Genomic DNA, 23855 nt, shown 5'->3' on the forward strand with positions numbered 1-23855 from the left:
TACTGCCTGTTATGCTGCTAAAAATCAGGTGAATAAATACGGGTATTTAACAAATACCATAAAATGCTGTTTTATCCCGTTAATCCGTTGTTAAAACACCGGAAACATCTGCTGATACGCGGGATTCACACCTGTTTTGACTGAAAATCATTTTTCTGGATTTTAAATATTGACTGTTATCACAAAAAGGGGCAATTTTGAGATACAGATCACAACAATAAAAGGACACTCACTATGCGATTTTTAGCCCGCTTCTTAAAAGAGTTAGACAACGTCACCGCGTCCTTCTGTGTGGTCGCATTTTACCGTAACCGTCTCTGACGGACAGACTGAGCATTTTTGAGCTGTATCGGTTCAAATCAAATTTAGTTTAAATGTTAAATTTAATTTGTGAGAAAGATTGACACTCATCAACAAAGTGCTAAAGTTATGTCATCGAATTGTGAGAACGCAATAAACAAGAACGCAATTATGTTACCTGCAATAAAAAATATCAGACGTTTTATCTCAGAGCTCAATAAAATCGCCCGTATTATATTCTGAAGATAAACGCACATCGTTTTCAGGCTCCCTCTGCGGAGCCTTATTTTTTTCTGCCTGTACCCCATCCTCCTCTGAAAGGTTTATACTGACCGCATTATTTTTTGTGAAATAAGGAGCAACTGTCGTTATGCAACATGACATCCAGCGTCTCAGAAGAATTCGTCAGACCCCGCAGATGCGTGATCTGTTCCGGGAAACCTCATTAAGCCTCAATGATCTCGCGTTACCGATTTTTGTCGAAGAAGGCGCTGATGACTATAAAGCCATCGACAGCATGCCCGGCGTTATGCGCATTCCGGAAAAGCGCCTCGCTTACGAAATCGAGCGGATCGCCAAAGCCGGTATCAAATCCGTCATGACTTTCGGTGTTTCACATCATCTGGATGCAACCGGCAGTGATGCCTGGGCGGAAGATGGTCTGGTTGCGCGGATGTCCCGTATCTGCAAAGAGACCGTGCCTGAAATGGTAGTGATGTCCGATACCTGTTTCTGTGAATACACCAGCCACGGGCACTGCGGTGTGGTGCATGACGGCGTGGTCGATAACGACGAAACCCTGCATAACCTCGGGTTACAGGCAGTGGTTGCCGCACAGGCAGGGGCTGATTTTATCGCGCCTTCCGCAGCCCAGGACGGCCAGGTACGGGCTATCCGTCTGGCACTGGATGCCGCCGGGTTCCATCAGACCGGGATTGTGTCCTACTCCACCAAATTCGCCTCTGCCCTTTACGGCCCGTTCCGTGATGCAGCCGGTTCCTGCCTGAAAGGCGACCGCAAAACCTATCAGATGGATCCGATGAACCGCCGCGAGGCTATCCGTGAATCCCTGATTGATGAGCAGGAAGGTGCGGATATGCTGATGGTGAAACCGGCCGGAGCTTATCTGGATATTCTGCGCGATGTGCGCGAGCGTTCAAATCTGCCGCTGGCGGCCTATCAGGTGAGCGGTGAATACGCGATGATCAAACTGGCTGCACAGGCCGGTGCTATTGATGAAACCCGCGTTGCACTGGAGACTCTCGGCTCCATCAAACGTGCCGGGGCAGATTTAATTTTCAGTTATTTCGCCCTGAGCCTGGCAGAGAATAAGATCCTGAGCTGATACGCTGAATTATCTTCTTTGCTGAAAAATCCCGGGTCGCCGGGATTTTTTGTGCTGTGACGCTTCCGGTACAGGCAGACAGAACGAAAAAAACGCTGTAAATACATCCCTGTACGCTCGGATCGCGCCATCCGTGGCGCTTACGTTTTCCGTTCGCCTGTCTGCCTGTACCTGCGCGTCAGTCAGGCCGCCGATATGTCATCAGGATAATTTTTCTTCCAGAAATGCCTTCAGCACTTTAGCCTGGTTATGTTCTTTATCTTTTGCCGCAAACAACAGTGTCAGATTGCCCTGCACCGCTCTGGCCACCAGCGGTTGCCAGCTTTGCAGCCTGCTCTCCAGCTCTTCACGGTAACGCCGTTCAAACTCCGGAAACTGATCACTGTTAGCGTGGAACCACTTGCGTAATTCCGTATCCGGCGCAACATCCTTATTCCATTCATCGTAATTCAGATCGGTTTTTTTAATTCCGCGCGGCCACAACCGGTCAACCAGTACCCGGTAACCGTCACTTTCCGCGACCTCATCATAAACCCGTTTACAGAAAATCATGCTGATGCTCCTTTAACCTGTTTTTCATGAGCCAGTAACCAGGCTTTGCGGTCCGTTCCTCCTGCATAGCCGGTCAGTTCGCCGTTTTTGCCGGTAACGCGGTGACACGGTACCAGCACGGAAACCGGATTCATCCCGTTGGCCCGCCCGACAGCCCGGACAGCGCGCGGTGAGGATAATGACACCGCCAGCATACTGTAAGTAACGGTGCTGCCAAACGGCACAGACAATAATGCATCCCAGACTTTTTGCTGAAAAGGCGTTCCCGGCAGCACCAGCGGAACGGTAAATATCATCCGTTTACCGGCAAAATAGTCCTGCAGTTGTGACTCCAGCAACGCCAGTTGAGGATGATTTCCGTCTGTTACCGCCATTTTCAGCCGGGAAGAAACCAGCTGTAAGGTATCTTCACGGCGGTTGTCTTCTGTAAATTCCAGAAAACAAACACCCTGCTCTGTTGCCGCGGCCGACATTTCACCCAGTACCGTGCTGAATTGTGTACGAAATATCATCAGAATTCCTTTATTTTCCGTGTATCACTGTCAGGTGTACCGTTTTCTTTACAAAATCGTATATTTTATGAGTTAAAATTGATTTTATTGCGCTCAACTTCTTTTGAGTGAAAACTTGATTGAACTCACACTAATGAGTAAAGTACATCCCAACGATACAGCACATTAACTGTACCAGTTTAGATTAACAGATAAACACGTTCACCTGAGTATTGAACATTATTTTCAGAAATAATGGAGGAATTGTTATGGCTAAATTAATTAAATCCACAAAAACAACTTTTGATCGTATTACCACTGCAGTTATGACAATTTCTGTACCGCGCTTCTTTTAATTAATACGCGACGAATTGCCGGTGCCGCTGTGTTTATGCGGCACAAAAAAAATCGACAGCCTGAATGCTGTCGATTTTTTTTTTGATGTTATTCCGTAAAATAACAGGTTATTGCGCACTCTTACTGATATCCGGCACTTTTGCCAGATCTGCTGCAATCTTAACGGTTTCATCAAGATACGCGTCCGGCCCTTCATAATCTTTCGGCAGTGCCTCGAGATTTGCCAGCGGTTTCTTGCCTTCACGGGCATAACGTTCATTAATCCGTTTCAGCTTAATCCCTTCCAGCTCTTTATCTTCTTTATCACGCTTCGCGTAATTCAGGGAAATAATATACTGAGTCGGTTTATTGGCTTTAAACCGTGCCAGGTCTTCGTAAATATAAGCGAATTCCGGATCGGTTTTTGAACGTTCCTGATATTTCTGAGCCAGTTCAGGTACCGCTTTGCGGATAATATCTGTCTGTGAATACTGCGCCGGGGCAATGCTGTCCCACGGTAATGCATTATCCTCAAAGCTTTCACCGATATCGTCGTTATCAAAGCCGGTCGGCATAATGATATCCGGCGTTACCCCTTTACGCTGGGTACTGCCGCCGTTAATACGGTAGAATTTCTGGATAGTATATTGCACAGAGCCCAGATCCGGCCATTCAGGGCGCAGCATCTGGTCATAAATACGGCTGACAGGGCGATGCTGCTGCACAGTACCTTTACCGAAGGTCGGTTCACCGACAATCAGTGCACGGCCGTAATCCTGCATGGCTGCTGCGAAAATCTCAGACGCGGATGCGCTCAGGCGGTCAACCATCACCACCAGCGGACCTTTGTAGTAGATAACATCATCGCTGTCCGCATCTTCACGGACACGGCCGTTGTTATCCCGCACCTGCACCACCGGACCACTGGTGATAAACAGGCCGGACAGATCAACCGCTTCTGTCAGTGCACCGCCGCCGTTACCGCGCAGATCGATAATCACCGCATCCACTTTCTCTTTGGCCAGTTTCTGCAGCTGGGTTTTGGTGTCATTGGTCAGACCCACATAGAAACCCGGAATATTGAGCACTGCGACTTTCTGGTCGCCGACCTGTTTGATGGTCATTTTCACCGCTCTGTCTTCCAGACGGATCTGCTCACGGGTCAGGGTCACAATACGTGGTTTGGCCCCTTTGGTATCACCCAGCACTTCCAGGCGGACTTTACTGCCTTTGGCACCTTTGATTTGTGATACCACATCATCCAGGCGCCAGCCGACCACATCCACCATCGGCTTGCCGGTCTGACCAACAGCCAGAATTTTATCCCCGACCGCCAGTTCCTTGCTCTTCAGCGCAGGACCACCGGCGACCAGTGAATTAATCACAGTGTAATCATCATCCATCCGCAGCACGGCACCAATGCCTTCCAGAGACAGGCTCATTTCTGAGTTAAACTGCTCGGTATTGCGCGGGGAGAGATAACTGGTGTGCGGATCGATCTCGCGGGCAAACGCGGTCATGATCAGCTGGAAAACATCCTCACTTTTCGTCTGTGTCAGACGCTTCAGAGCATAGGTATAGCGCTTGGTGAGGGTTTCTTTGATTTCATTGTCATCTTTGCCGGACAGTTTCAGGGTCAGCCAGTCATACTTGACTTTGGCATCCCACAGTTTATCCAGCTCGGCTTCTGTCTGCGGCCACGGTGCTTTGCTCCGGTCCACATCAATGACATCGTCGCCGTCAAAATTCATCGGCTGCTTCAGGCGGTTCAGCGCGTACTGAAAGCGCTCAAAACGGCGTTTTTGTGACAGATTAAACAGATCGTATAACGGCTGTAATTCCCCTTTGCGGAGATAATTGCCGACATCTGCTTTGTTCTTACTGAATTTCGCCACATCAGACGCCAAAAAGACGTTATGGCTGTAATCCAGCAGATTCAGATAACGCTCCAGAATTTTCGCTGAAAATTCGCCGTCGAGCTGAAACTGACGGTAATGGGAATGCAGAAACCGGGACGTCACACGCTCACTGACCGTAGAGTGCTCCGGTGCCTGCTGAGTATCCGGCAGCTGGCTGATTTTGACATCCGGCAGCACAGAGGTGCCGGTTTTTGCCATCGTATTGCCGGTTAAACTAAATCCGATGAGCAACGCCAGGGGTAAAAATTTGTTCATGCCTCGGTTGACTCCGTATCAGAATTTTAAGTGTTCCGCACGCACGATCATTGCCAACCCTGAAGGCAGCTGAACACGTACACCGTCTTTGGTGATCTCGAGAACCTGCGCATCCATAACGCCGGAACCGACTGTCACCTTCAGTTGCTGCCCCACCTTCAGTGCCTGAATATCAGTGATTGGTGTCAGTTCAGACTGAGATTCGGGACGTGGTGCACGTGGTTTACGTGGTGCATCAGCGGATTTCGGCGACGGAGCTTTACCGGTACGCGGCGCTTTAGGCTTATCCGTACGGCTGCGGCGGGAGTCAGCGGCGGCTTTATCTGCCGGACGCGGTTTTTTCTCACCGTCCTGCTCACGTTTCTGCGCGCGCTGCGCCTGGACTCTGGCTTTCGCTTCCGCTAACTGGGTACGGGCATGTTCAACATGTTCCGCTTCCAGATCGCCGCAATCGTTACCATCCAGGTCAACACGTTTGGCCCCTTCTTTGACGCCGTACAGATAGCGCCAGCTGGAGGTGTACATCCGCAGTGCGGTACGTAACTGTGTTTTACTGATACCATCTTCTTCAGTGATACGACTGACGATATCGCGGAAGATGCCGATTTTCAGCGGGCGGGCTTCGCCTTCTGCCACAAAGCATTGCGGGAAGCGCTGAGCCAAAAATGAAATAATTTCTTTACTGCTATTCAACTTGGGTTGATTTTCCATGAATTTTCCTGATTACAACGGTGCTTTGCCAACCAGCAGGCATGAACAGGCGTCATTATAATAGTGTTACAGACAAATGCTATGCTCCCGGAGGCCTAACTTGCGATCATTTCACGATATTTCGGCATAAAGCACGTTGCCAGATGTGCGCAGAGCGCGTCATTCAAGGCTTTGAGACCAATTTCATCATTATTATCAAAACGATTAAAAACCGGGCTGTCGATATCCAGTACGCCGATAATCTGACCATTTACCACGAGCGGCAACACTATTTCTGAGTTACTGGCCGAATCACAGGCAATATGTCCGGCGAAATCATGCACATCATCCACACGGATAACCTGCCCCTGAGCAACCGCAGTTCCGCAGACACCACGACCAACCGGAATGCGGACACAGGCCACTTTCCCCTGGAACGGCCCCAGCACGAGGGTATCCCCCTGAAGGAGATAGAATCCGGCCCAGTTTATCTGTTCCAGCTCGTCAAAAAGGACGGCACTGACATTGGACAGTGTCGCGATGACATCTTTCTCATCACTGATAAGCGATGTTAAACGGCGGGTTAAATCCTGATAAAACGCGAGTTTATTCATGTGTCACACTACAGTTACGGGTTAATTATCCGGTTAAAGTAATGTTTAATTTATATCAAATAACGGGGCAGCCCTATAGGATTATTACAAATCCTTTCGCATTTTTCGTGAAAATGAGGGAGAAGAACGGCGGGAATAAAAAAGAGACCGGATAAAGTCCTCTATCCGGTCCAGGGAAAAAGGCTCATAGCGAGCCGTGCGCTAAAATTGCCATTGAAAATATCGTACAACCTACATGATTAAGATTAGTCGGTTTGGTTACATATGCAAAATATTTATTTATCAAATTGTTAACATGTATCTGATTTAAATGGCTTATATTTCAGATGGTTAATTAATAACCGAATATTAATCGTTAAATTTCATAATTAATATGTGTTATTTATCACCACACAGCGCACCGGCAGCCTCAATGATCGGAGTAAGATCCATGCCTTTTTCCGTGTCTCCGGTTTGTTTTAATGTGATAACTGAGAGATCAGTCACCTTTATTTTCTGCTCTTTTGCCTGTTGTGCCGCCACATCATTCAGCGGATACGACATCAGTGTCGACGGATTAATCACCCACAGTGCATTTCCGTCCCGGCAGTTGATCATCACTTCCTCACGGGTAAACGGCCACTTTTCACCAAACTCAAACTTGCTGATGGTTTTCAGCGGCGCAGCCTGTGCCGCACCTGCCAGTAAAAGAGGAATAAATGCCAGAGCTTTCTTCATAGTGTGTCCCGGTTGTCAGCCTGTCCGGAGTTATGCAGGCTGATAAGTTGCAAAAATCGCCACCATTAAAATGGCCAGTGTGCCGAGAATTATCTCAACCCAGCTGTTAATCATCAACAGGCGGAAGCGGCCTGATTGTGCGATTTTCGGTACCACCGCATAACGGTTTATCACCGCCAGCAGCACCATCGTCAGCACCAGCCCGGTTTTCAGCCATAACAGTGCCTGATAATCACTGCCGCTCCACTGCGGCCAGTCCGGCAACAGCAGCATGGTGCTGATAAGACCGGTTGCCAGTACCAGAAAGACAGCAAGATGCCCCAGGTTTGAAAAACGGATCAGGGTTGCCACCACTTCTTTCGGCAGTCCCTGCGCGAGTGTGTCACGCCGCAACAGGATCAGCAGACAGACCAGGAACGGCCACAACCCGCCGAACCAGTAAGCGGCACTGAGCAGGTGAACAACCTGATTAAACTGATAGAGCCGCCCTGTCCAGCCGCTGTGCAGCATGCCGTGGCCGGTAAAGGCGTGCAGCGCCAGCATCGCCGCAGCACAGATCAGAAACAGACTGCTTTGCGCCCGTCCGGACGGCAGCAGCAGTCCGCCGCAGAGAATAACGGCAAGCACCAGCTGCCAGCGCCAGATCTCCCCGAAAGAGGTGGAAAGCACCGCGAGGATAATATCCGGATCCTGCATATCCGCCCAGCCGTCCCCCATCAGTGCCGCCTGTAACAGCAGCCAGAGGAACGTTGTCAGGACCGTGAACACAGTTGCACTGCGGGCGGTATAACGCAGTCTGGCCCGCAGCAGCAGCGCCACCCGGTCACCGGGCAGCAGAACAGAGAACAGGCCGCATCCCGCAAGGAGCATCACGGCCGTAAAATGAATGAAGCGGCAGATAATCAACAGCGCTTCCGGTGTCAGTTCCATAACCGGTTTATTTCACCGTAAACTGATAGTCACCGTTTGTTTTGTGCCCGTCAACAGAAACTACTTTCCATTCAACGTGATAGATACCGGCCGGCAGCGTTTCTGTCAGCGGCAGGATCAGGCGGGTATCATTCCCTTCCGCCAGCTCCGGTTTTCCGGCAGCGACAGGTTTATTCTGTGCATCTTTCACACTGATTTTACTGAATTTCAGTTCAATCCCTTCTGAAAAATCCAGAGAGATATTTTCCGGTGAACCGGTCACCGCCGCATCTGCCGCCGGAACCAGGGTTTTGACATGAGCGTGAGCAAACGCCTGCTGGCCGGATAAACCGACAAATAAAACAACAACAGCAGATAATTTGCGCCAGTGCGCGGTCAGGTTGGTTAACATGATGGTATGCCTCATTTTTGCAGGTGATGTAATTATGCGGGACATACTAGCGCAACCGGGGGCATTGCGGAAACCTTCACAGGCCGGAGAGTGTTTTTTGTGATCGGTAACACAAATAAAAACCACACAAATATCAGTATATTATGATAATTGTGTGGCTATATTATAAATAATAATGCTGTCAGAAATAATCAGCTTGCGGATGGTTCGCTTGCCATACGGCCCAGATCTTTATCCAGCAGGAACAGCGACTTACCACTATCACCCACCATTGCGAATTTATCCAGCACAGATTTGAACAGTTTTTCTTCTTCGTGCTGCTCAGCCACATACCACTGCAGGAAGTTAAAGGTAGAGTAATCCTGTGAGGTCAGCGCAGCATGAACCAGCTTATTAATTTCATCAGTAATTAATTTTTCATGTTCCAGCGTCAGGGTGAAAATATCACTCACTGAACTGAATTCTGACGGTGGTGCATCTATGGCCCCGAGCAGCGGCATCGCGCCGGTATCGCTGAGGTAATTAAACAGGCGCTGCATATGCTCCATTTCTTCCGCTGCGTGCGCTTTCAGGAATGCGGCAGCACCTTCGTAGCCTTTATCTGCACACCATGCACTCATCTGCAGATATAAATTTGAGGAATAAAATTCAAGATTCAGCTGGGCATTCAGTTGATTGACCATATCCGGCTTTAACATATACAGGCTCCTGTCAGTCGTTTATTTCATCATCTGCGGTCATTATGCACACTCCTGCCGGGAAGAAAAGTGCTATTTAATAAATTCACAACATATTGAAAACAAAATGATTTTGTAAAGATAATCAGAATTAATCGCATTCTCTTTATGAGGATACCGAATACACGTCAATCCGGGCTTGCAGTCAGGCGGCAGCTCAGTTAAGTTAAGGCCGTCAGCCGTTACAGGAGCATATCGTGAGTTATAATCTTGCCGAACTCAGTCAGGAAGAGATGGATAAAATCAATGCGGACTTAGCCGCATCCGGTGTCGCCTTTAAAGAGCGCTATAACATGCCGGTGATCGCCGAGCAGGTGCAGCAGACACTGCCTGAATCCCTGCGCGCCTATTTTGCCGAACGTCTGGTATTTTACCGCCAGCGCAGTGCCGGGCTTTCCCGCCTGCCGTATGAGCCGAATGCCAAACGCTGAATATAATAAAGGCGTGCCTGAGCACGCCTTTTTACGGTTTAACAGCCAGTATCATTACTGCGGCAGACTGTATGTCATGGTCTTCGCCGCACAATTGATATCAACGGTGTAACTGACCTGTTTTTTCGAGCCGCGCACAACCAGCGGCACACTGTAATTACCGTCTTTCTCAGTCACTTCCGCCACATTCACCCAGGCAACCGGCTTGCTGCCCAGCAGCGCTTTATCATCCTGCCAGCGCGGGTAGCGGCTCTGCACAAAGTCATATTTTACCTGTGCCGCTATCTGATCTTTATTCAGCGATTCACACGCCGGGAAAGTCACCATACGCTCATTTTTGACTTCCGCCGTGGCCGGAGCCTGTGCGCTGACGGTGAATGCCAGCAGAATACCTGCACCTGCCAATCCGGTACGGGTGAACAGATTCATTGCCTTCATAAAACCTCCTGTTTTAATCCCGAAAGAGACTAAATGTCATTTTTATACAATAGCGCTTAATTAAATTTCACTTAATGCTTATTGCTGCAAAGTAACATATTTATTATCAGGAAATTGTGACACTTGTTAAATATTTGTTTCTATTCTTCGCTGTCGTCATCTTCCTCATCAAACAGCGCGCGGATCTGCTCACCGCCGTGATGCCGTTCGCGTAACTCCGCCGCGACCTGTGCGATAGCCTCACCACTGCTCATACCTTGCTGCATCAGGGTGTGGATCCGCTCAACTGCGGCCTGCTGTTCTTCATGACTTAACGCGGGCATTCCGGTAAACATAATCACCTTCTATAACATTTCAGTAAAAAACACATTATACTCATAAAGATGGCGGGACGCATCCGCCTGTTTTCCGATAAGATAACCGGCAGTTTCCGGACACAGATTACTGACAGACTGAATTATGACATCACATTCCGTACCTGTACTGACACCACTTGATTATCATCCCGGTCTCGCCCTGACCCTGTTTGCCCCGCTGTCGCATCAGCCGTGGGCCATGCTGCTGCACTCCGGCAGTGCTCAGCATCAGCATAACCGCTTTGATATTCTGACCGCCGATCCCCTGATGACACTCACCACCAGAGGCGATGAGACCTTAACTGAAGATAGCCGGGGGCAGCGCCTCCGTCAAAATGATGATCCGTTTCAGTTACTGGATGCGGCGCTGACACAGTGCGGACTGGATCCGCAACCGCACGATGACTATCCGTTTGCGGGCGGCGCGATGGGATTATGGGGCTATGATCTCGGGCGGCGTACCGAGTCTCTGCCGTCACTGGCACGTAATGAGCTGTCGGTGCCGGATATGGCCATAGGCATTTACGACTGGGCGGTGATTGTTGACCACCAGCGCCGCTGCGCCACATTAATTACCTATACCGATCCCGCCGCGCGTCTGCACTGGCTGGAGAATCAGAAGGCACCGGAGAGTCTGCCTTTCGCCCTGACCGGCCGCTGGCAGTCCGATATGACCGAAGCCGAATATCACGCAAAAATTGCCCGTATTCATGACTATCTGCAGGCCGGTGATTGTTATCAGGTCAATCTGTCACAGGGTTTTTCCGCTCCGTATGAAGGGGATGAATGGCAGGCGTTTCTGCGGCTGAATGACGAAAACCGGGCACCGTTTTCCGCGTTTCTCCGTCTGCCGGAAGCCGCCATTCTGTCGGTTTCACCGGAGCGCTTTCTGTGGCTGAAAGACGGCACCGCAGAAACCCGCCCGATTAAAGGCACCCGTCCGCGTCATCCCGCTGATCCGAAGGCCGACGAAGCAGAAAAACAGGCGCTGGCCGCGTCAGAGAAAGATCGCTCGGAAAACCTGATGATTGTGGATCTGATGCGCAATGATATCGGCCGGGTGGCACTTCCCGGCTCGGTCAGTGTGCCGTCACTGTTTGCGGTCGAGCCGTTCCCGGCAGTCTGGCATCTGGTCAGCACCATCACCGCACAGTTACCGGCGGCATGCCGGGCAGCACAGTTACTGCGCGCCTGCTTCCCGGGCGGTTCGATTACCGGTGCGCCGAAAATCCGCGCGATGGAAATTATTGAAGAGCTCGAACCTGTCCGCCGCCACACCTATTGCGGCTCCGTCGGTTATATCAGCGCCTGTGGCACCATGGATACCAATATCGCGATCAGAACCCTGATTGCGGAAAATAATCACCTTTATTGCCGGGCAGGCGGCGGGATTGTCGCAGACAGCCGTGCCGCAGATGAATACCAGGAAACGTTCGATAAACTGGGCCGCATACTGACGGTACTGCCGGAGAAAATATTATGAGTCCGCTTGAGCGCTTTATTCCCCGGTTTCAGTTAACCCGCCCTTCCGAAGCAGAAATTGCCGGTGAGCGGGATCGCCGGGCCGCCGTTTTGCTGCCTATCACCAATAAAGCCCGGCCAGGGATCCTGCTGACACAACGGGCGGTATCGCTGCGCTCTCATCCGGGACAGATTGCCCTGCCCGGCGGCGCGGCAGATCCGGGCGAGATTTCCCCCATCGCCACCGCACTGCGCGAAGCGCGTGAGGAAGTCGGCATTCCGCCACAGGCCGTGCAGGTACTGGGACAAATGGCACCGGTGGACAGTGTGACCGGCTTCCGGGTCACCCCGGTGGTCGGGATTATTCCGCCATATCTGCCGCTGGCCGGTAACCCGCAGGAAGTGTCAGATATTTTTGAGCTGCCGCTGGATGCCGCCCTCGATCTGAGCCGCTACCGCTACATTGATATGACCCGCAATACTGTGGAGCGCCGCCTCTATTTTTACTTATATGAGGGACGGATGATTTGGGGGTTAACAGCGGGTATTTTATATCGCCTCGCAACGCAAGTGAAAAATGATTGATTTGTAACCGAATTCACACTTCTGCCCTATTTCCCCCTGCTTTTTTTCATCAGGTATGCCCGAATTTTATCCGAAAGCGCTGTTCCGCAGTGAAAAATGCGATAAACTACTTTATCCGTGTGAGCAAATAACAGTAAAGTAACGCGCTTTACGATAAATCACTATTACATTGTTTTTTAAGGAGTCTGACGTGATTAGCGTTTTTGACATGTTTAAAGTGGGGATTGGTCCTTCCAGCTCCCACACCGTAGGGCCGATGAAAGCCGGGAAGCAGTTTGCTGATGAGTTGGTTGAAAAAGGTCTGATTTCCCGCGTGACCCGCGTTTCTGTTGATGTCTACGGATCACTCTCCTTAACCGGGAAAGGTCACCATACCGATATCGCTATCATTATGGGTCTGGCCGGTAACTTGCCGGCAACTGTCGATATCGATGGTATCGCCGGTTTTATCCGCGATGTCGAAGAGACTGAGCGTCTGTCCCTGGCCAATGGTCAGCAGACTGTGGACTTCCCGCGTGAAGGCGGCATGAATTTCCACACCGGTAACCTGCCGCTGCACGAAAACGGCATGAGTATCACCGCATTTGCCGGTGATGAAGAGCTGTACACCAAAACCTATTACTCCATCGGCGGCGGGTTTATCGTCGATGCCGAGCATTTCGGTCAGGATAACGCCAACGAAACACCGGTATCCTACCCGTATGCCTCAGCGGAAGAGCTGCTGAATCACTGTCATCAGACCGGGCTTTCCGTCTCCTCCCTGATGCTGAAAAATGAGCTGGATATGCACAGCCGTGAAGAGATCGACGCGTATTTCGCCGATGTCTACAAAACCATGACTGACTGTATCGCTCACGGTCTGGAAACCGAAGGCATTCTGCCGGGGCCGCTGCGTGTGCCGCGCCGTGCCGCTGCACTGAACCGCCTGATCAACTCCGCCGGTAAACTCTCCAAAGACCCGATGAACGTGGTTGACCTGGTCAATATGTTTGCTCTGGCTGTCAACGAAGAAAACGCAGCGGGCGGCCGTGTGGTTACCGCACCGACAAACGGTGCCTGCGGGATCGTCCCTGCGGTACTGGCGTATTATGATCACTGCATCGAGAAAGTGACACCGGAAACCTATCTCCGCTACTTCCTCGCCTGCGGCGCGGTCGGCATTCTGTACAAAATGAACGCGTCTATCTCCGGTGCGGAAGTCGGTTGCCAGGGCGAAGTCGGTGTGGCCTGCTCAATGGCGGCTGCCGGTCTGACTGAAATCCTCGGCGGCAGCCCGGAACAGGTCTGTGTGGCTGCTGAAATCGGTATGGAACACAACCTGGGCTTAACCTGTGACCCGGTTGCCGGTCAGGTTCAGGTACCGTGCATCGAACGTAACGCCATTGCCTCTGTGAAAGCGATCAACGCTGCCCGTATGGCTATGCGCCGTACCAGCGCACCGCGTGTTTCTCTCGATAAAGTCATCGAAACCATGTATGAAACCGGGAAAGACATGAACGCCAAATACCGTGAAACATCACGCGGCGGTCTTGCAATCAAGGTTCAGTGCGACTGATTTTGTGATTTAACTCACAAAACATAATTCGCTGACATTAATATCCCTGCAACATTGCAGGGATATTTTTTACCTGAAGCGCATCAGCACCGGTCATTTTTCGACCAATTTGTAATGTTTTCAGATGCAAATGTTTATAATATGTAAAATATCATAGTGTATAACTCTGCAAAACAATCAAACATCACCTCATCACTCTGACAAATAGCTCATTCAACACAATAATTAACTATAATTAAGTGTTTAATGTTTCTGTTTTGTTGTTTTCTGACGGAAAGCAAGTTTTTTTACCTTCATAGAATGTTAACCTTCTATTTAATTAGTGCCCCGAAATTAATTATCGCTGTTTAAACGTAAATAATTAGCGGTATCACGGGCCTGAGACTATCTTTACACCGGAGTCTTACGGTTTTTTTTCTGACCCATAAAAGATTCTGTGTAATACACAAGAACCATCCTGACTGATGTTAAGGGGGAACAGAGGTGAGTATAGCCATTATGATTGGCACCCACGGCAAAGCCGCTGAGCAGTTACTGCGCACGACGGAAATGCTGATCGGTGAACAGGAGAACGTCTCCTTCATCGATTTCGTACCGGGGGAAAATGCCGACACACTATATGCGAAGTACAATGAGAAGCTGCCCGGTTTATCAACCGCTGACGGGGTATTATTCCTCGTTGATACCTGGGGCGGCAGCCCGTTCAACGCAGCAAACCGTATTGTGACTGAGCAGGATCAGGCCGCAGGCGGCAACAGCAATTATGAGATAGTCACAGGCGTTAACGTGCCGATGCTGGTCGAGACTTTTATGTGCCGTGATGATAATCCGTCATTGCAGGAACTGGTTGCGGTAGCGCTGGAAACCGGCCGTGAAGGGATCCGCGCCCTGAAAGCACAGGACGAACCGGCACCGAAAGCAGCACCTGCACCAAAACCGGCCGCACAACCGGCGGCACCGGCAGGCCCGGGCGGACACATGACTATCGCCCTCGCCCGTATCGATGACCGTCTGATCCACGGCCAGGTCGCCACCCGCTGGACCAAAGAAACCAACGTCAAACGCATTATTGTCGTCAGTGACGAGGTTGCCAAAGACACCGTCCGCTCAACACTGCTCAAGCAGGTTGCTCCTCCGGGTGTAACCGCGCACGTGGTGGATGTGGCGAAAATGGTGCGTGTCTGGAATAACCCGAAATACGCCAATGACCGCTGCATGCTCCTGTTTACCAACCCGGCAGATGTTCTGCGCCTGGTGGAAGACGGTGTGGAGATTAAATCAGTCAACATCGGCGGGATGGCCTTCCACGAAGGTAAAAAACAGGTTAACAATGCGGTTTCTATCGATGAAAACGATATCGTGGCATTCAAAGCGCTGAATGACCGCAATATCGAGCTGGAAGTCCGCAAAGTCTCCACCGATTCAAAAATAAAAATGATGGATTTAATCAGCAAAGCTGAAAGTTAATTTGACCCATTACTCAATACAAAATTTGTTGTCTGCAAAATGACTGGTTAAAGGAGAAACACAATGGAACTTTCCGTTGTACAAATCGTCCTGGTCTTCATCGTTGCCTGTGTTGCAGGTATGGGGTCAATCCTCGATGAATTCCAGTTCCACCGCCCGCTGGTCGCCTGTACGCTGATGGGGATCGTACTGGGTGATATGAAAACCGGGATCATGATCGGCGGTACGCTGGAAATGATCGCACTCGGCTGGATGAACATCGGTGCGGCAGTGGCACCGGATGCGGCGCTGGCATCCATCATTTCCACTATCCTGGTTATCGCCGGGGGCCAGAACATCGGTGCCGGTATCGCGCTGGCTATTCCGCTGGCGGCTGCCGGTCAGGTGCTGACCATTATCGTCCGTACCATCACCGTGGCCTTCCAGCACATGGGTGACCGTGCAGCTGATAAGGGAAATCTCACCGCGCTGGGGATGATCCACGTCGGTGCCCTGCTGTTACAGGCAATGCGTATCGCTATTCCGGCGGTTATTGTGGCCGTGTCTGTCGGTACTGATGTTGTCCGTGAAATGCTTGACTCGATTCCTGACTGGGTCACCAACGGTCTGAATATCGCCGGGGGCATGATTGTTGTGGTCGGTTACGCGATGGTTATCAACATGATGCGTGCCGGCTACCTGATGCCATTCTTCTATCTGGGTTTCGTTACCGCGGCATTTACTGATTTCAACCTGGTTGCGCTGGGTGTCATCGGTGCGGTTATGGCTGTGCTGTATATTCAGCTCAGTCCGAAATACAACAAATCGGAAGTCGTTGTCGCTGCCGGCAGCAAAAACGACCTGGATAACGAGTTAGACTAAGAAGGTGAGCAACATGGTTGATACTACAAGCAACGTAACCGGCAGAAAACAGTTAAGAAAGAGCGATATCCGGGGTGTCTTCATCCGCTCAAACCTGTTTCAGGGTTCATGGAACTTTGAACGTATGCAGGCAATGGGCTACGCCTTCTCCATGGTACCGGTGATCCGCCGTCTTTATCCGGAAAATAATGAAGAACGCAGACAGGCTATCAAACGCCATATGGAGTTCTTTAACACCCACCCGTATATGGCTGCACCTATCCTCGGTGTAACCTGTGCGATGGAAGAGCAGCGCGCTAATGGTGCGGCTATCGACGACGGTGCCATCAACGGTATCAAAGTCGGTCTGATGGGGCCGCTGGCCGGTGTCGGCGACCCGATTTTCTGGGGTACCGTGCGTCCGGTCTTTGCCGCCCTCGGTGCGGGGATTGCCATGACCGGCAGCCTGCTCGGGCCGTTACTGTTCTTCTTCCTGTTTAACCTGGTCCGCCTGGCAACCCGTTACTACGGCGTGGCTTACGGCTACAAAAAAGGCCTGGATATTGTTCAGGATATGGGCGGCGGCTTCCTGCAGAAACTGACAGAGGGGGCATCAATCCTCGGTCTGTTTGTTATGGGTGCGCTGGTGAACAAATGGACAAAAGTGAATATCCCGCTGGTGGTGTCGGAAATTAAAAACCCGACCACCGGCGAGATGGAAATCACCACTGTTCAGACCATCCTCAACCAGCTGATGCCGGGCCTGATGCCGCTGCTGCTGACATTCGGCTGTATGTGGCTGTTGCGTCATAAAGTGAATGCCCTGCTGATTATTATCGGCTTCTTTGTGCTGGGTATTCTGGGTTATGTCTTTGGTTTCCTGGGACTGTAACCGGTAAAAAACACGTTCTGACGAACGCGTATTTTCAGAAAGAGTATGGTAGTTTAAACGGGAGGCTCGCCTCCCGTTTTCTGTTTCACTTCAGGGGAAAAGAACCACAATGAGTGTAAATGATATTGTTCTGCTGGCTGTGATTGTGCTGATGCTGCTGTTTGCCGTCTACGACGAATTTATTGTTAACACACTAAAAGGCAAAACACAGCTGCGGATAAAACTGCGCCGTAATCACCGCGCTGACGCTGTGATCTTTATCCTTCTTATCGGTATTGTTATTTATAATAATATAACCGGACACGGCAGCCCGTTAACAACTTATTTACTTTCCGGCTGTATTATCATTGCTATTTATCTGGCTTTTATTCGTTCACCGAAGTTATATTTTAAGCAGGACGGATTTTTTTACGCCAATGCATATATTAAATATGATAGAATAAAAACAATGAATTTATCAGAAGACGGCATTCTTCTTGTGGGTTTGGAAAATCGTAAAATTTACATCAAAGTCACGCATCTTGATGATTTACAAAAAATTTATAATTTTATGATTAATAATAAATAATAACCCCTTCTTTTTATCCCCCTACAGAAATAAAGACTAATGATGATATTAGTCTTTATTATCTTATTAAAATACCATGTAATGAAAATCATTCTCATTAGCATCTTTTAAAACTAAAATATATATTCTTGCCTTTTTTATTTTCTGTGATATCTTTCCGGTCACGTCATTGGGGAGTAGCCTGTTCTGTTATTAACCTCTCAGGGAAATAACAGAAAATCCGTGTCAACATACTTGCGTGATATTATATCAGCATGGTGCGGATGCCGTTTCGGTTGGCAAGACCATAGACACGCAGTTCACCGGAGGTCGGGGTTGGATTGTGTGTATATGGATAAGCTACCCGACCGAGACTGAGTTTATGAGTTTTTACGCCACCCTCGTCCTTGCCCTGGCCCTGTCTATGGATGCCTTCGCCGTTGCTGTCTGCAAAGGCGCTACCCTGCACAAACCACCTTTACGTGAAGCACTGCGCACCGGATTTATCTTTGGTGTGATTGAAGCCCTGACGCCGCTTATCGGCTGGGCTATCGGTATTTACGCCAGCCGCTACGTGATGGAATGGGATCACTGGATTGCTTTCTCACTGCTGTTTATCCTCGGTGCCCGCATGATTTACAACAGCGTCACCGTCGGTGATGACTGCTGCGCCCGCCATGAAAAACCACAGCGCCACAGCGCATTACATCTTGCCACCACAGCGGTTGCCACCAGCCTGGACGCGATGGCGATTGGTGTCGGCCTTGCGTTTCTGGAAGTCAATATTGTCCATACCGCGATGACTATCGGGCTGATGACCATGATTATGGCCACCACCGGGATGATCCTCGGGCGTTATATCGGCCCGATGCTGGGCAAGCGGGCAGAAATTGTCGGCGGGATTGTACTGATCCTGATCGGATTTACCATTCTGTATGAACATATTGGTTAATCGCTTAATCACTTCTGATGACCCGCTCCGGCGGGTCTTTTTGTTTCTGAATCAGGCTTCCCGGCGGTAAACCCGGATCAGAAAATCTGTTTCGCAGGAAAAGGCGGTTTCTGCTGCCAGCTGATGTTTCACAGCCTCTGTCGCTTTCCAGGCAAACGGTGTCATCGAAAGCAGTGCGAGTGCATCCGCGCCGTTCAGCAGCATCGGGTACGCCACCTGCTGCTCTTGTGCCGGACCGAATCCCGGGAAATGCTCTTCCTTCAGCGGGTGCAGATGCACCTCATCATAAATAAGGGATTTCAACTGATACAGATGACGCGGCCCCGGGGTCACGGTAATCACAATGCCGCCCGGTTTCACCACACGGGTTAACTCATCCGGATTACACGGCGCATAGATCCGCAGCACCCCATCCAGACTGTTATCCTCAAACGGCAGCCGCTGGCTGGATGCCACACTGAAGCTGACCTGCGGATAGCGTTTTGCACCGTAGCGGACAGCAACCTTCGCCACATCCAGCCCGTACACCGTCACCTGCCGTGCCGCAAGGTTTTCCGCCAGTGCGCCGGTGTAGTACCCCTCGCCGCAGCCGATATCCAGCACCTGCTCCGCCTGTACCGGTAAATACTGTTCAAATGCCGCGATTACCTGATCCCGCATCGGGCGGTAATGGTGATTATCCAGAAATGCCCGGCGCGCCTGCATCATCTCTTTACTGTCACCCGGCTCTTTCGAGCGCTTGAACTGGACAGGCAGGAGATTGATATACCCCTCTTTCGCGAGATCAAACTGATGGTGGTTTTCGCAGCTGTAACTGCCGGAGCGGTGCGTCAGCGGGTGCTGGCAAAGCGGACATTGGTAAGACATAATCATTCACTGTGAAATAATGTAAGGGTGCAACCGGCAACGGCCTGTGCCGGTGACGGAAAATCTGAGGCGAAACCATACCATGAAAACCTACTGGTGGCAGGATAAAATTGATGATTATCAGCAATGGCACAGCCTGCTTGTCAGGGTTAATCCTGAAACGGTAAATGAAGATGCCCCTGCGCTGCTCAGCGGCCATAACAGCCGGATGCAGCTGCAGCTGCGTGGTTATCCGCTGTTCTGGGCAACCGTACTGCGTGATCACTGTGGTGTCTGGCTGATTTATAATCAGGACCATCCCGCTCAGCAGAATCTGTTATCGCCGCTCCGCTCACAACAGACTGAGAAAATTGCCGCTCTGCCGGCAGAAGAACAGACCCCGCAGTGGTGCCGTTACTTCGCCCGTGATTTGCAGGAACGGCCTTCCCCGCTGCTTGCGGCCGGAGAGTGGCTGCTGCACCCGATGAATATCAGACCGCCGTCCGCCCCTTATGTTGTCAATGCCCCCTGTTCCCGGGAAAAATGGTGTTTCCGTTCACCGTCTGCCAACGATATCAGCAATGCGGACTGGCTGTTATACAGCGAAGACCTGCCGGATCTGCAATCCCCCGGACGGGTTATGTTTGCGGACTGGTGGTTCGGCGGTTACCAACTGCTGCCGCGTTACGCGGTTGAGCCGCAAAGCAGCCGCCTGAAATACTGGCGTAAAGTTGCCCGCGAAGGAAAACTGCCGCCGGTGCTGATCTGGTACATCAGCGGCCTGGCATCCTACATTATACTTGATGGTCATCTGCGGTTGCAGGCAGCGTACGACGAAAATATTCCGCCTTCCTTTATTGTGCTCAGCCAGTACCATGAATGCAGCTATGAACCGGATCCTGCCGCGATTGCAAAAGTGCAACAGGCAATAACGCATCAGATGGATAAAAATCCGCATCCGGATATCCGCGGGATCAACCAGACATTAATCAGCCTGTATCAGAACCGCTACGGGCGGCACTCCACCCGCAGCCGGGCAATACTGGGTGACGGTCGTTCATGGGAAGAGGATGTTTCCCGTTATCTGCGCCGCCACGGCGACACCGGGCACCTCACGGCTATTTTGCAGCGGACGGAAGAAACCGCGGGATAGTTAATCAGATAAATCTGCTGTGAATATTTTTTGTTCACCTCAGAATACATCATTATCCGTCGTATAACCCTGTCAGAAATAGTATAAGGAACATCTATGTTCAGACTCTCCCGCACCTTTATTGCACCACTCCTGCTGTTATTTTCCGCCTCGCTGTTTGCGGCAGCCGAAACCAAACCTGCGGCACCGGCAGATTTGGATCTGGTCTTTGTTCTGGATAAAAGCGGCTCCATGTCCGGTTTTGAACAGGACACCATCGGCGGTTATAACTCCGTTCTTGCCGAAAACCGTAAAAAAGAAGGCAATATTTACGTCACCACCGTTTTATTCAACCACGAAAACAGCACGCTGCATAACCGCGAGCCTATCAGCAAAGTCAAAAACCTGACACTGGATGATTATTCTGTCGGTGGCAATACCGCATTACTGGACGCTGTCGGTATTACTATTGATAAGATCCGCGAAAACCGCAAAATTACCAAAAATAATAATGTGTTATTTGTGATTATTACTGACGGCGAAGAGAATAGCAGCCGTAAATACAGTCGTGATAAGATTAAATCAATGATTAATTCTGCGGAGAAAGAAGATAAGTGGGACTTTATTTTCCTCGGCGCCAATATTGATGCTATCGCAGAAGCCGGTAATATCGGCATTAAAAGCGACAACGCCACCGGTTATGTGCAGGATAAAGCTGGTTACGGCAAAGCGTATGATGCCGTAAATAAAGCAGTTGAAGTAAAACAGCAATCAAAACCGATTACTTCCGAATGGAAAGCGGAAGTCGAAAAAGATAACAACGAACGCAGTAAAAAATAACAAAACACCTCTTATTTATTCACCAAAACAGTACGGTCCGCCGTACTGTTTTATTTTCTCATCCCGCCGTTCTTTTTTCCCCGCAACTCTGCTTACCATGAACATCAAATGACTGAAGTTCAGCCGGATAAATACGCCAATTTGACTATATTAATGCTAACACCACGGCGCAGAAAGCCAATAATACCGCGAATAATGCGTATAATCTGGCAACACACAACTCGGCCCGTATTGATAAACTGGAGCTGCGTTATGATGAGCTGAATGACAAGATGCAGCGCGGCTTTGCAATGTCAGCCGCCACGTCAAACCTGTTCCAGCCGTATAATGTCGGTAAATTTAACCTCAGTGCAGCTGTCGGCGGATATAACTCCGAAAATGCGGTTGCTGTCGGCAGCGGCTACCGTTTCAATAAAAATGTGGCAGTTAAAGCCAGCCTGGCAACCTCAACATCAAACGGCGGTGATGTCATGTATGGTGCCGGTATGAACCTGGAGTGGTAACACACCGGCATATACGGGATAACATATTTTTATAGTGAAGAGCCGGTAAGGTATTACCGGCTCTTTTTCTATCGGGTGATAATCATATTCACTATGATATTAATAAAAAAGCTAAAAACAATCCTCTTGCCGGATTTAGCATATTCCGAAAGTTAGTCATAATAACACCATTAGAAAGCATAGCGATATTATGAAAATCAGAAACGACGACACCACAGCATTCACCACGGGACATTATATGAGTAGCCAGTTCCGGGTTTTTATCTTCAGCATAATCCCTTATACTCCTTGTACCCCAAAATCCGGCTGCAATGCTGGTAAAATTAATTGTCATCCATTCAGTATTGCCTCTGTAGGCTGCAAAACTCCATGCATTTTTTATTGCATGCCATTTTTTGACTTCATCTGTTTGATTATATTCATCCTGTACGTGTATTCTTTCGCCAATATCAAATGTTGCATTATCTTTCCAGGACGTTTGTATTCCGTGGGGTCCGCCAAAGCGGCTGAAAAGAACAATTTTGCCTCTGACTTCCTCCAGCAGAGGGAAACGGTCCTCCCCAAACCACCAATAAGAATCATAATATTCCTTCTCAAAGGTTTCCTGAAAACTCCGGGTACATTTCTCTTCTGTATGTTCACGTTTAACTGACATAAGAATAAATTCACTCGGATTTTCCTGCAAAAAACGCTTACATTCATTCAGGATATCACCAAACATTTTATTTAAGTATATTATCCCATGATGCATGGCAAATGAATTACTTATATGACGACAACGTGCATCAATAAACCGGATTCCTGAATTAAGTTGCTCATAAACAGAATCATCCTGTGTTTTTACCATCCCGCCTTCACCTATCCCTTCACTATATGTACCTGTCGCTGAATCATGTGTACCGGGTAATGATATCTGGTTAATAGGCAACTTTCCATCAATGAACTTCAGCCAACATTTTTTTTTCAAAGGTCCCATATAGTGCCAATAAGCATTATCCTGTCCATTTTCCGGAAAATACCAGTTAAAAGAAGATGGCTTACCATTTTTTTTAAAAATAAAAAAAGAATTCAGTCTCGCACTATAGAAATAATCGCCTTCCTGGCCTTCATCTACATCCCAAGATTTAGGATCCACAGGATTACCTGCCCTAAAGTCGATAAAATCCCAATATTCATTTGAGTTGCCATCAGATGGAAAATACCATTTATGTTCAGACGGATTACCGTCTTTTTTCAAACGTAAGTAACCATATTCCGGCTCATAGTAAATGCAACCCTCGATTCCGGGTTCACGCCAAGTTTTGGGCTCTGACATCGTTCCGGGGTAATACCCAACCCAATCCCAGAACTGATTATTGACTTCTTTTTTCGGATAATACCAGTTTTTATCAGATGGACTGCCATTATATTTTAATCTAAAGAATAAATTATAATCCGGATAGTAGTAGATATCACCGATAACACCATCAACACCCCAGTATTTTGGTCGTTCATACGTTCCTAACTTCATTTTTATACCAATCTCCAATCATTGAGGGAGTCTGCCATATTTATATTTGGCAGATTACATTAAATCATTCATAGAAATAATGTTAGCACCAATTATTATGCGCTCCATTAGAAATGGTCTGTTTTTTATTAAAAAAAGCCAACAAGATAGAATTAAAATATTTTAACATATGTTTTCATTAGTGAATTTTAACGTAGGAGTAATAAAACGGAATGTAATAATT

General features: G+C 49.3%; 26 protein-coding genes and 1 riboswitch. Of the genes, 13 read left to right on the forward strand and 13 right to left on the reverse strand.

All coding sequences use genetic code 11. The features are described 5' to 3' along the window. Positions 1–670: 670 nt before the first annotated feature. Complete coding sequence (gene hemB / locus JL661_RS09960) at positions 671–1645, forward strand: porphobilinogen synthase (protein ID WP_032098231.1); 975 nt, start codon at positions 671–673, stop codon at positions 1643–1645. A 201-nt stretch (positions 1646–1846) separates the two neighbouring features. Here the strand turns inward: hemB and JL661_RS09965 are convergent, their stop codons facing one another. From JL661_RS09965 to ftnA, 9 genes are all read right to left on the reverse strand, one after another. Beyond that, positions 1847–2197, reverse strand: a complete 351-nt coding sequence (locus JL661_RS09965; RefSeq protein WP_062771726.1) for a DUF488 domain-containing protein — start codon at positions 2195–2197, stop codon at positions 1847–1849. Next, positions 2194–2709 (reverse strand): methylated-DNA--[protein]-cysteine S-methyltransferase, encoded by a 516-nt coding sequence (locus tag JL661_RS09970; protein WP_004237369.1) that lies wholly within the window; start codon positions 2707–2709, stop codon positions 2194–2196. Before JL661_RS09970 ends, JL661_RS09965 begins: the two co-directional genes overlap by 4 nt. Before the next feature lie 443 nt (positions 2710–3152). Continuing rightward, positions 3153–5198: a carboxy terminal-processing peptidase gene (gene prc / locus JL661_RS09975; protein WP_062771729.1), complete on the reverse strand. Its 2046-nt coding sequence runs from the start codon at positions 5196–5198 to the stop codon at positions 3153–3155. Between the two features lie 18 nt (positions 5199–5216). After that, positions 5217–5909 (reverse strand): RNA chaperone ProQ, encoded by a 693-nt coding sequence (proQ, locus tag JL661_RS09980; protein ID WP_004239523.1) that lies wholly within the window; start codon positions 5907–5909, stop codon positions 5217–5219. A gap of 95 nt (positions 5910–6004) precedes the next feature. Further along, positions 6005–6502: a GAF domain-containing protein gene (locus JL661_RS09985; protein ID WP_004239524.1), complete on the reverse strand. Its 498-nt coding sequence runs from the start codon at positions 6500–6502 to the stop codon at positions 6005–6007. A gap of 378 nt (positions 6503–6880) precedes the next feature. Next, positions 6881–7219, reverse strand: a complete 339-nt coding sequence (locus JL661_RS09990; RefSeq protein WP_036417614.1) for a YebY family protein — start codon at positions 7217–7219, stop codon at positions 6881–6883. Positions 7220–7249: 30 nt separating this feature from the next. Next, positions 7250–8149 carry a copper homeostasis membrane protein CopD gene (gene copD, locus JL661_RS09995; RefSeq protein ID WP_049246150.1) on the reverse strand — a complete coding sequence of 300 codons (900 nt, stop codon included), beginning with the start codon at positions 8147–8149 and terminating at the stop codon, positions 7250–7252. Between the two features lie 7 nt (positions 8150–8156). Then, positions 8157–8540 carry a copper homeostasis periplasmic binding protein CopC gene (copC, locus tag JL661_RS10000; protein ID WP_004237375.1) on the reverse strand — a complete coding sequence of 128 codons (384 nt, stop codon included), beginning with the start codon at positions 8538–8540 and terminating at the stop codon, positions 8157–8159. A gap of 191 nt (positions 8541–8731) precedes the next feature. After that, positions 8732–9238 carry a non-heme ferritin gene (ftnA, locus tag JL661_RS10005; protein ID WP_004237376.1) on the reverse strand — a complete coding sequence of 169 codons (507 nt, stop codon included), beginning with the start codon at positions 9236–9238 and terminating at the stop codon, positions 8732–8734. A 236-nt stretch (positions 9239–9474) separates the two neighbouring features. On the opposite strand from ftnA, the gene JL661_RS10010 reads away from it, so the two are divergent. Beyond that, a complete protein-coding gene (locus JL661_RS10010; protein WP_004239531.1) occupies positions 9475–9708 on the forward strand; it encodes a DNA polymerase III subunit theta in 234 nt (77 codons plus the stop codon). 54 nt (positions 9709–9762) lie between these two features. Here JL661_RS10010 and yebF read toward each other — a convergent pair whose 3' ends face one another. Continuing rightward, positions 9763–10146, reverse strand: a complete 384-nt coding sequence (gene yebF / locus JL661_RS10015; RefSeq protein WP_004237378.1) for a protein YebF — start codon at positions 10144–10146, stop codon at positions 9763–9765. 140 nt (positions 10147–10286) lie between these two features. Further along, positions 10287–10481 carry a YoaH family protein gene (locus tag JL661_RS10020; protein WP_004237379.1) on the reverse strand — a complete coding sequence of 65 codons (195 nt, stop codon included), beginning with the start codon at positions 10479–10481 and terminating at the stop codon, positions 10287–10289. Positions 10482–10605: 124 nt separating this feature from the next. On the opposite strand from JL661_RS10020, the gene pabB reads away from it, so the two are divergent. The 8 genes from pabB (at position 10606) to mntP (ending at position 18801) form a co-directional block, all read left to right on the forward strand. Next, positions 10606–11985 carry an aminodeoxychorismate synthase component 1 gene (pabB, locus tag JL661_RS10025; protein WP_062771732.1) on the forward strand — a complete coding sequence of 460 codons (1380 nt, stop codon included), beginning with the start codon at positions 10606–10608 and terminating at the stop codon, positions 11983–11985. Continuing rightward, on the forward strand, positions 11982–12548 hold the full coding sequence (locus JL661_RS10030; RefSeq protein ID WP_004237382.1) for a CoA pyrophosphatase: 567 nt from the start codon (positions 11982–11984) through the stop codon (positions 12546–12548). Before pabB ends, JL661_RS10030 begins: the two co-directional genes overlap by 4 nt. Positions 12549–12738: 190 nt before the next feature. Next, positions 12739–14103: an L-serine ammonia-lyase gene (locus JL661_RS10035; protein WP_015422671.1), complete on the forward strand. Its 1365-nt coding sequence runs from the start codon at positions 12739–12741 to the stop codon at positions 14101–14103. Between the two features lie 483 nt (positions 14104–14586). Then, entirely contained in the window at positions 14587–15570 is a 984-nt protein-coding gene (manX, locus tag JL661_RS10040; RefSeq protein WP_170927072.1) for a PTS mannose transporter subunit IIAB, read from the forward strand. Between the two features lie 63 nt (positions 15571–15633). Further along, positions 15634–16431 (forward strand): PTS mannose/fructose/sorbose transporter subunit IIC, encoded by a 798-nt coding sequence (locus JL661_RS10045; protein ID WP_004237385.1) that lies wholly within the window; start codon positions 15634–15636, stop codon positions 16429–16431. 13 nt (positions 16432–16444) lie between these two features. Continuing rightward, positions 16445–17302: a PTS mannose transporter subunit IID gene (locus JL661_RS10050; RefSeq protein WP_004237386.1), complete on the forward strand. Its 858-nt coding sequence runs from the start codon at positions 16445–16447 to the stop codon at positions 17300–17302. A 109-nt stretch (positions 17303–17411) separates the two neighbouring features. After that, positions 17412–17870, forward strand: coding sequence for a DUF986 family protein (locus JL661_RS10055; RefSeq protein ID WP_004237387.1), 459 nt, complete (start codon positions 17412–17414; stop codon positions 17868–17870). A gap of 157 nt (positions 17871–18027) precedes the next feature. Beyond that, a riboswitch (yybP-ykoY riboswitch) is annotated at positions 18028–18225 on the forward strand. 6 nt (positions 18226–18231) lie between these two features. Next, positions 18232–18801, forward strand: coding sequence for a manganese efflux pump MntP (gene mntP / locus JL661_RS10060; protein ID WP_062771735.1), 570 nt, complete (start codon positions 18232–18234; stop codon positions 18799–18801). Positions 18802–18852: 51 nt separating this feature from the next. On the opposite strand, the gene rlmA is transcribed toward mntP, so the two are convergent. After that, positions 18853–19668 carry a 23S rRNA (guanine(745)-N(1))-methyltransferase gene (gene rlmA, locus JL661_RS10065; protein WP_062771810.1) on the reverse strand — a complete coding sequence of 272 codons (816 nt, stop codon included), beginning with the start codon at positions 19666–19668 and terminating at the stop codon, positions 18853–18855. Positions 19669–19750: 82 nt separating this feature from the next. Between rlmA and JL661_RS10070 the strand changes: the two genes are divergently transcribed. The 3 genes from JL661_RS10070 to JL661_RS10080 all read left to right on the forward strand — a co-directional run bounded on the left by JL661_RS10070 (position 19751) and on the right by JL661_RS10080 (position 22122). Beyond that, positions 19751–20800: a hypothetical protein gene (locus JL661_RS10070; protein WP_062771738.1), complete on the forward strand. Its 1050-nt coding sequence runs from the start codon at positions 19751–19753 to the stop codon at positions 20798–20800. A gap of 96 nt (positions 20801–20896) precedes the next feature. Next, positions 20897–21619, forward strand: a complete 723-nt coding sequence (locus JL661_RS10075; RefSeq protein WP_062771741.1) for a vWA domain-containing protein — start codon at positions 20897–20899, stop codon at positions 21617–21619. A gap of 272 nt (positions 21620–21891) precedes the next feature. Next, positions 21892–22122 carry a YadA C-terminal domain-containing protein gene (locus JL661_RS10080; protein ID WP_004237393.1) on the forward strand — a complete coding sequence of 77 codons (231 nt, stop codon included), beginning with the start codon at positions 21892–21894 and terminating at the stop codon, positions 22120–22122. Positions 22123–22213: 91 nt separating this feature from the next. Here the strand turns inward: JL661_RS10080 and JL661_RS10085 are convergent, their stop codons facing one another. Then, positions 22214–23632, reverse strand: coding sequence for a phosphatidylinositol-specific phospholipase C (locus JL661_RS10085; protein ID WP_062771744.1), 1419 nt, complete (start codon positions 23630–23632; stop codon positions 22214–22216). Positions 23633–23855: the final 223 nt, after the last annotated feature.

The sequence above is a fragment of the Morganella morganii genome (assembly GCF_019243775.1).
Classification (GTDB): Bacteria; Pseudomonadota; Gammaproteobacteria; order Enterobacterales; family Enterobacteriaceae; genus Morganella; species Morganella morganii.

What these genes read in the sequence shown, in the direction of transcription:
- hemB (WP_032098231.1), top strand. Translation starts at nt 671, where the DNA reads ATGCAACATGACATCCAGCGTCTCAGAAGAATTCGTCAGACCCCGCAG.
- JL661_RS09965 (WP_062771726.1), bottom strand. Translation starts at nt 2,197, where the DNA reads ATGATTTTCTGTAAACGGGTTTATGATGAGGTCGCGGAAAGTGACGGT.
- JL661_RS09970 (WP_004237369.1), bottom strand. Translation starts at nt 2,709, where the DNA reads ATGATATTTCGTACACAATTCAGCACGGTACTGGGTGAAATGTCGGCC.
- prc (WP_062771729.1), bottom strand. Translation starts at nt 5,198, where the DNA reads ATGAACAAATTTTTACCCCTGGCGTTGCTCATCGGATTTAGTTTAACC.
- proQ (WP_004239523.1), bottom strand. Translation starts at nt 5,909, where the DNA reads ATGGAAAATCAACCCAAGTTGAATAGCAGTAAAGAAATTATTTCATTT.
- JL661_RS09985 (WP_004239524.1), bottom strand. Translation starts at nt 6,502, where the DNA reads ATGAATAAACTCGCGTTTTATCAGGATTTAACCCGCCGTTTAACATCG.
- JL661_RS09990 (WP_036417614.1), bottom strand. Translation starts at nt 7,219, where the DNA reads ATGAAGAAAGCTCTGGCATTTATTCCTCTTTTACTGGCAGGTGCGGCA.
- copD (WP_049246150.1), bottom strand. Translation starts at nt 8,149, where the DNA reads ATGGAACTGACACCGGAAGCGCTGTTGATTATCTGCCGCTTCATTCAT.
- copC (WP_004237375.1), bottom strand. Translation starts at nt 8,540, where the DNA reads ATGTTAACCAACCTGACCGCGCACTGGCGCAAATTATCTGCTGTTGTT.
- ftnA (WP_004237376.1), bottom strand. Translation starts at nt 9,238, where the DNA reads ATGTTAAAGCCGGATATGGTCAATCAACTGAATGCCCAGCTGAATCTT.
- yebF (WP_004237378.1), bottom strand. Translation starts at nt 10,146, where the DNA reads ATGAAGGCAATGAATCTGTTCACCCGTACCGGATTGGCAGGTGCAGGT.
- JL661_RS10020 (WP_004237379.1), bottom strand. Translation starts at nt 10,481, where the DNA reads ATGTTTACCGGAATGCCCGCGTTAAGTCATGAAGAACAGCAGGCCGCA.
- pabB (WP_062771732.1), top strand. Translation starts at nt 10,606, where the DNA reads ATGACATCACATTCCGTACCTGTACTGACACCACTTGATTATCATCCC.
- JL661_RS10030 (WP_004237382.1), top strand. Translation starts at nt 11,982, where the DNA reads ATGAGTCCGCTTGAGCGCTTTATTCCCCGGTTTCAGTTAACCCGCCCT.
- JL661_RS10045 (WP_004237385.1), top strand. Translation starts at nt 15,634, where the DNA reads ATGGAACTTTCCGTTGTACAAATCGTCCTGGTCTTCATCGTTGCCTGT.
- JL661_RS10050 (WP_004237386.1), top strand. Translation starts at nt 16,445, where the DNA reads ATGGTTGATACTACAAGCAACGTAACCGGCAGAAAACAGTTAAGAAAG.
- JL661_RS10055 (WP_004237387.1), top strand. Translation starts at nt 17,412, where the DNA reads ATGAGTGTAAATGATATTGTTCTGCTGGCTGTGATTGTGCTGATGCTG.
- mntP (WP_062771735.1), top strand. Translation starts at nt 18,232, where the DNA reads ATGAGTTTTTACGCCACCCTCGTCCTTGCCCTGGCCCTGTCTATGGAT.
- rlmA (WP_062771810.1), bottom strand. Translation starts at nt 19,668, where the DNA reads ATGTCTTACCAATGTCCGCTTTGCCAGCACCCGCTGACGCACCGCTCC.
- JL661_RS10070 (WP_062771738.1), top strand. Translation starts at nt 19,751, where the DNA reads ATGAAAACCTACTGGTGGCAGGATAAAATTGATGATTATCAGCAATGG.
- JL661_RS10075 (WP_062771741.1), top strand. Translation starts at nt 20,897, where the DNA reads ATGTTCAGACTCTCCCGCACCTTTATTGCACCACTCCTGCTGTTATTT.
- JL661_RS10080 (WP_004237393.1), top strand. Translation starts at nt 21,892, where the DNA reads ATGCAGCGCGGCTTTGCAATGTCAGCCGCCACGTCAAACCTGTTCCAG.
- JL661_RS10085 (WP_062771744.1), bottom strand. Translation starts at nt 23,632, where the DNA reads ATGAAGTTAGGAACGTATGAACGACCAAAATACTGGGGTGTTGATGGT.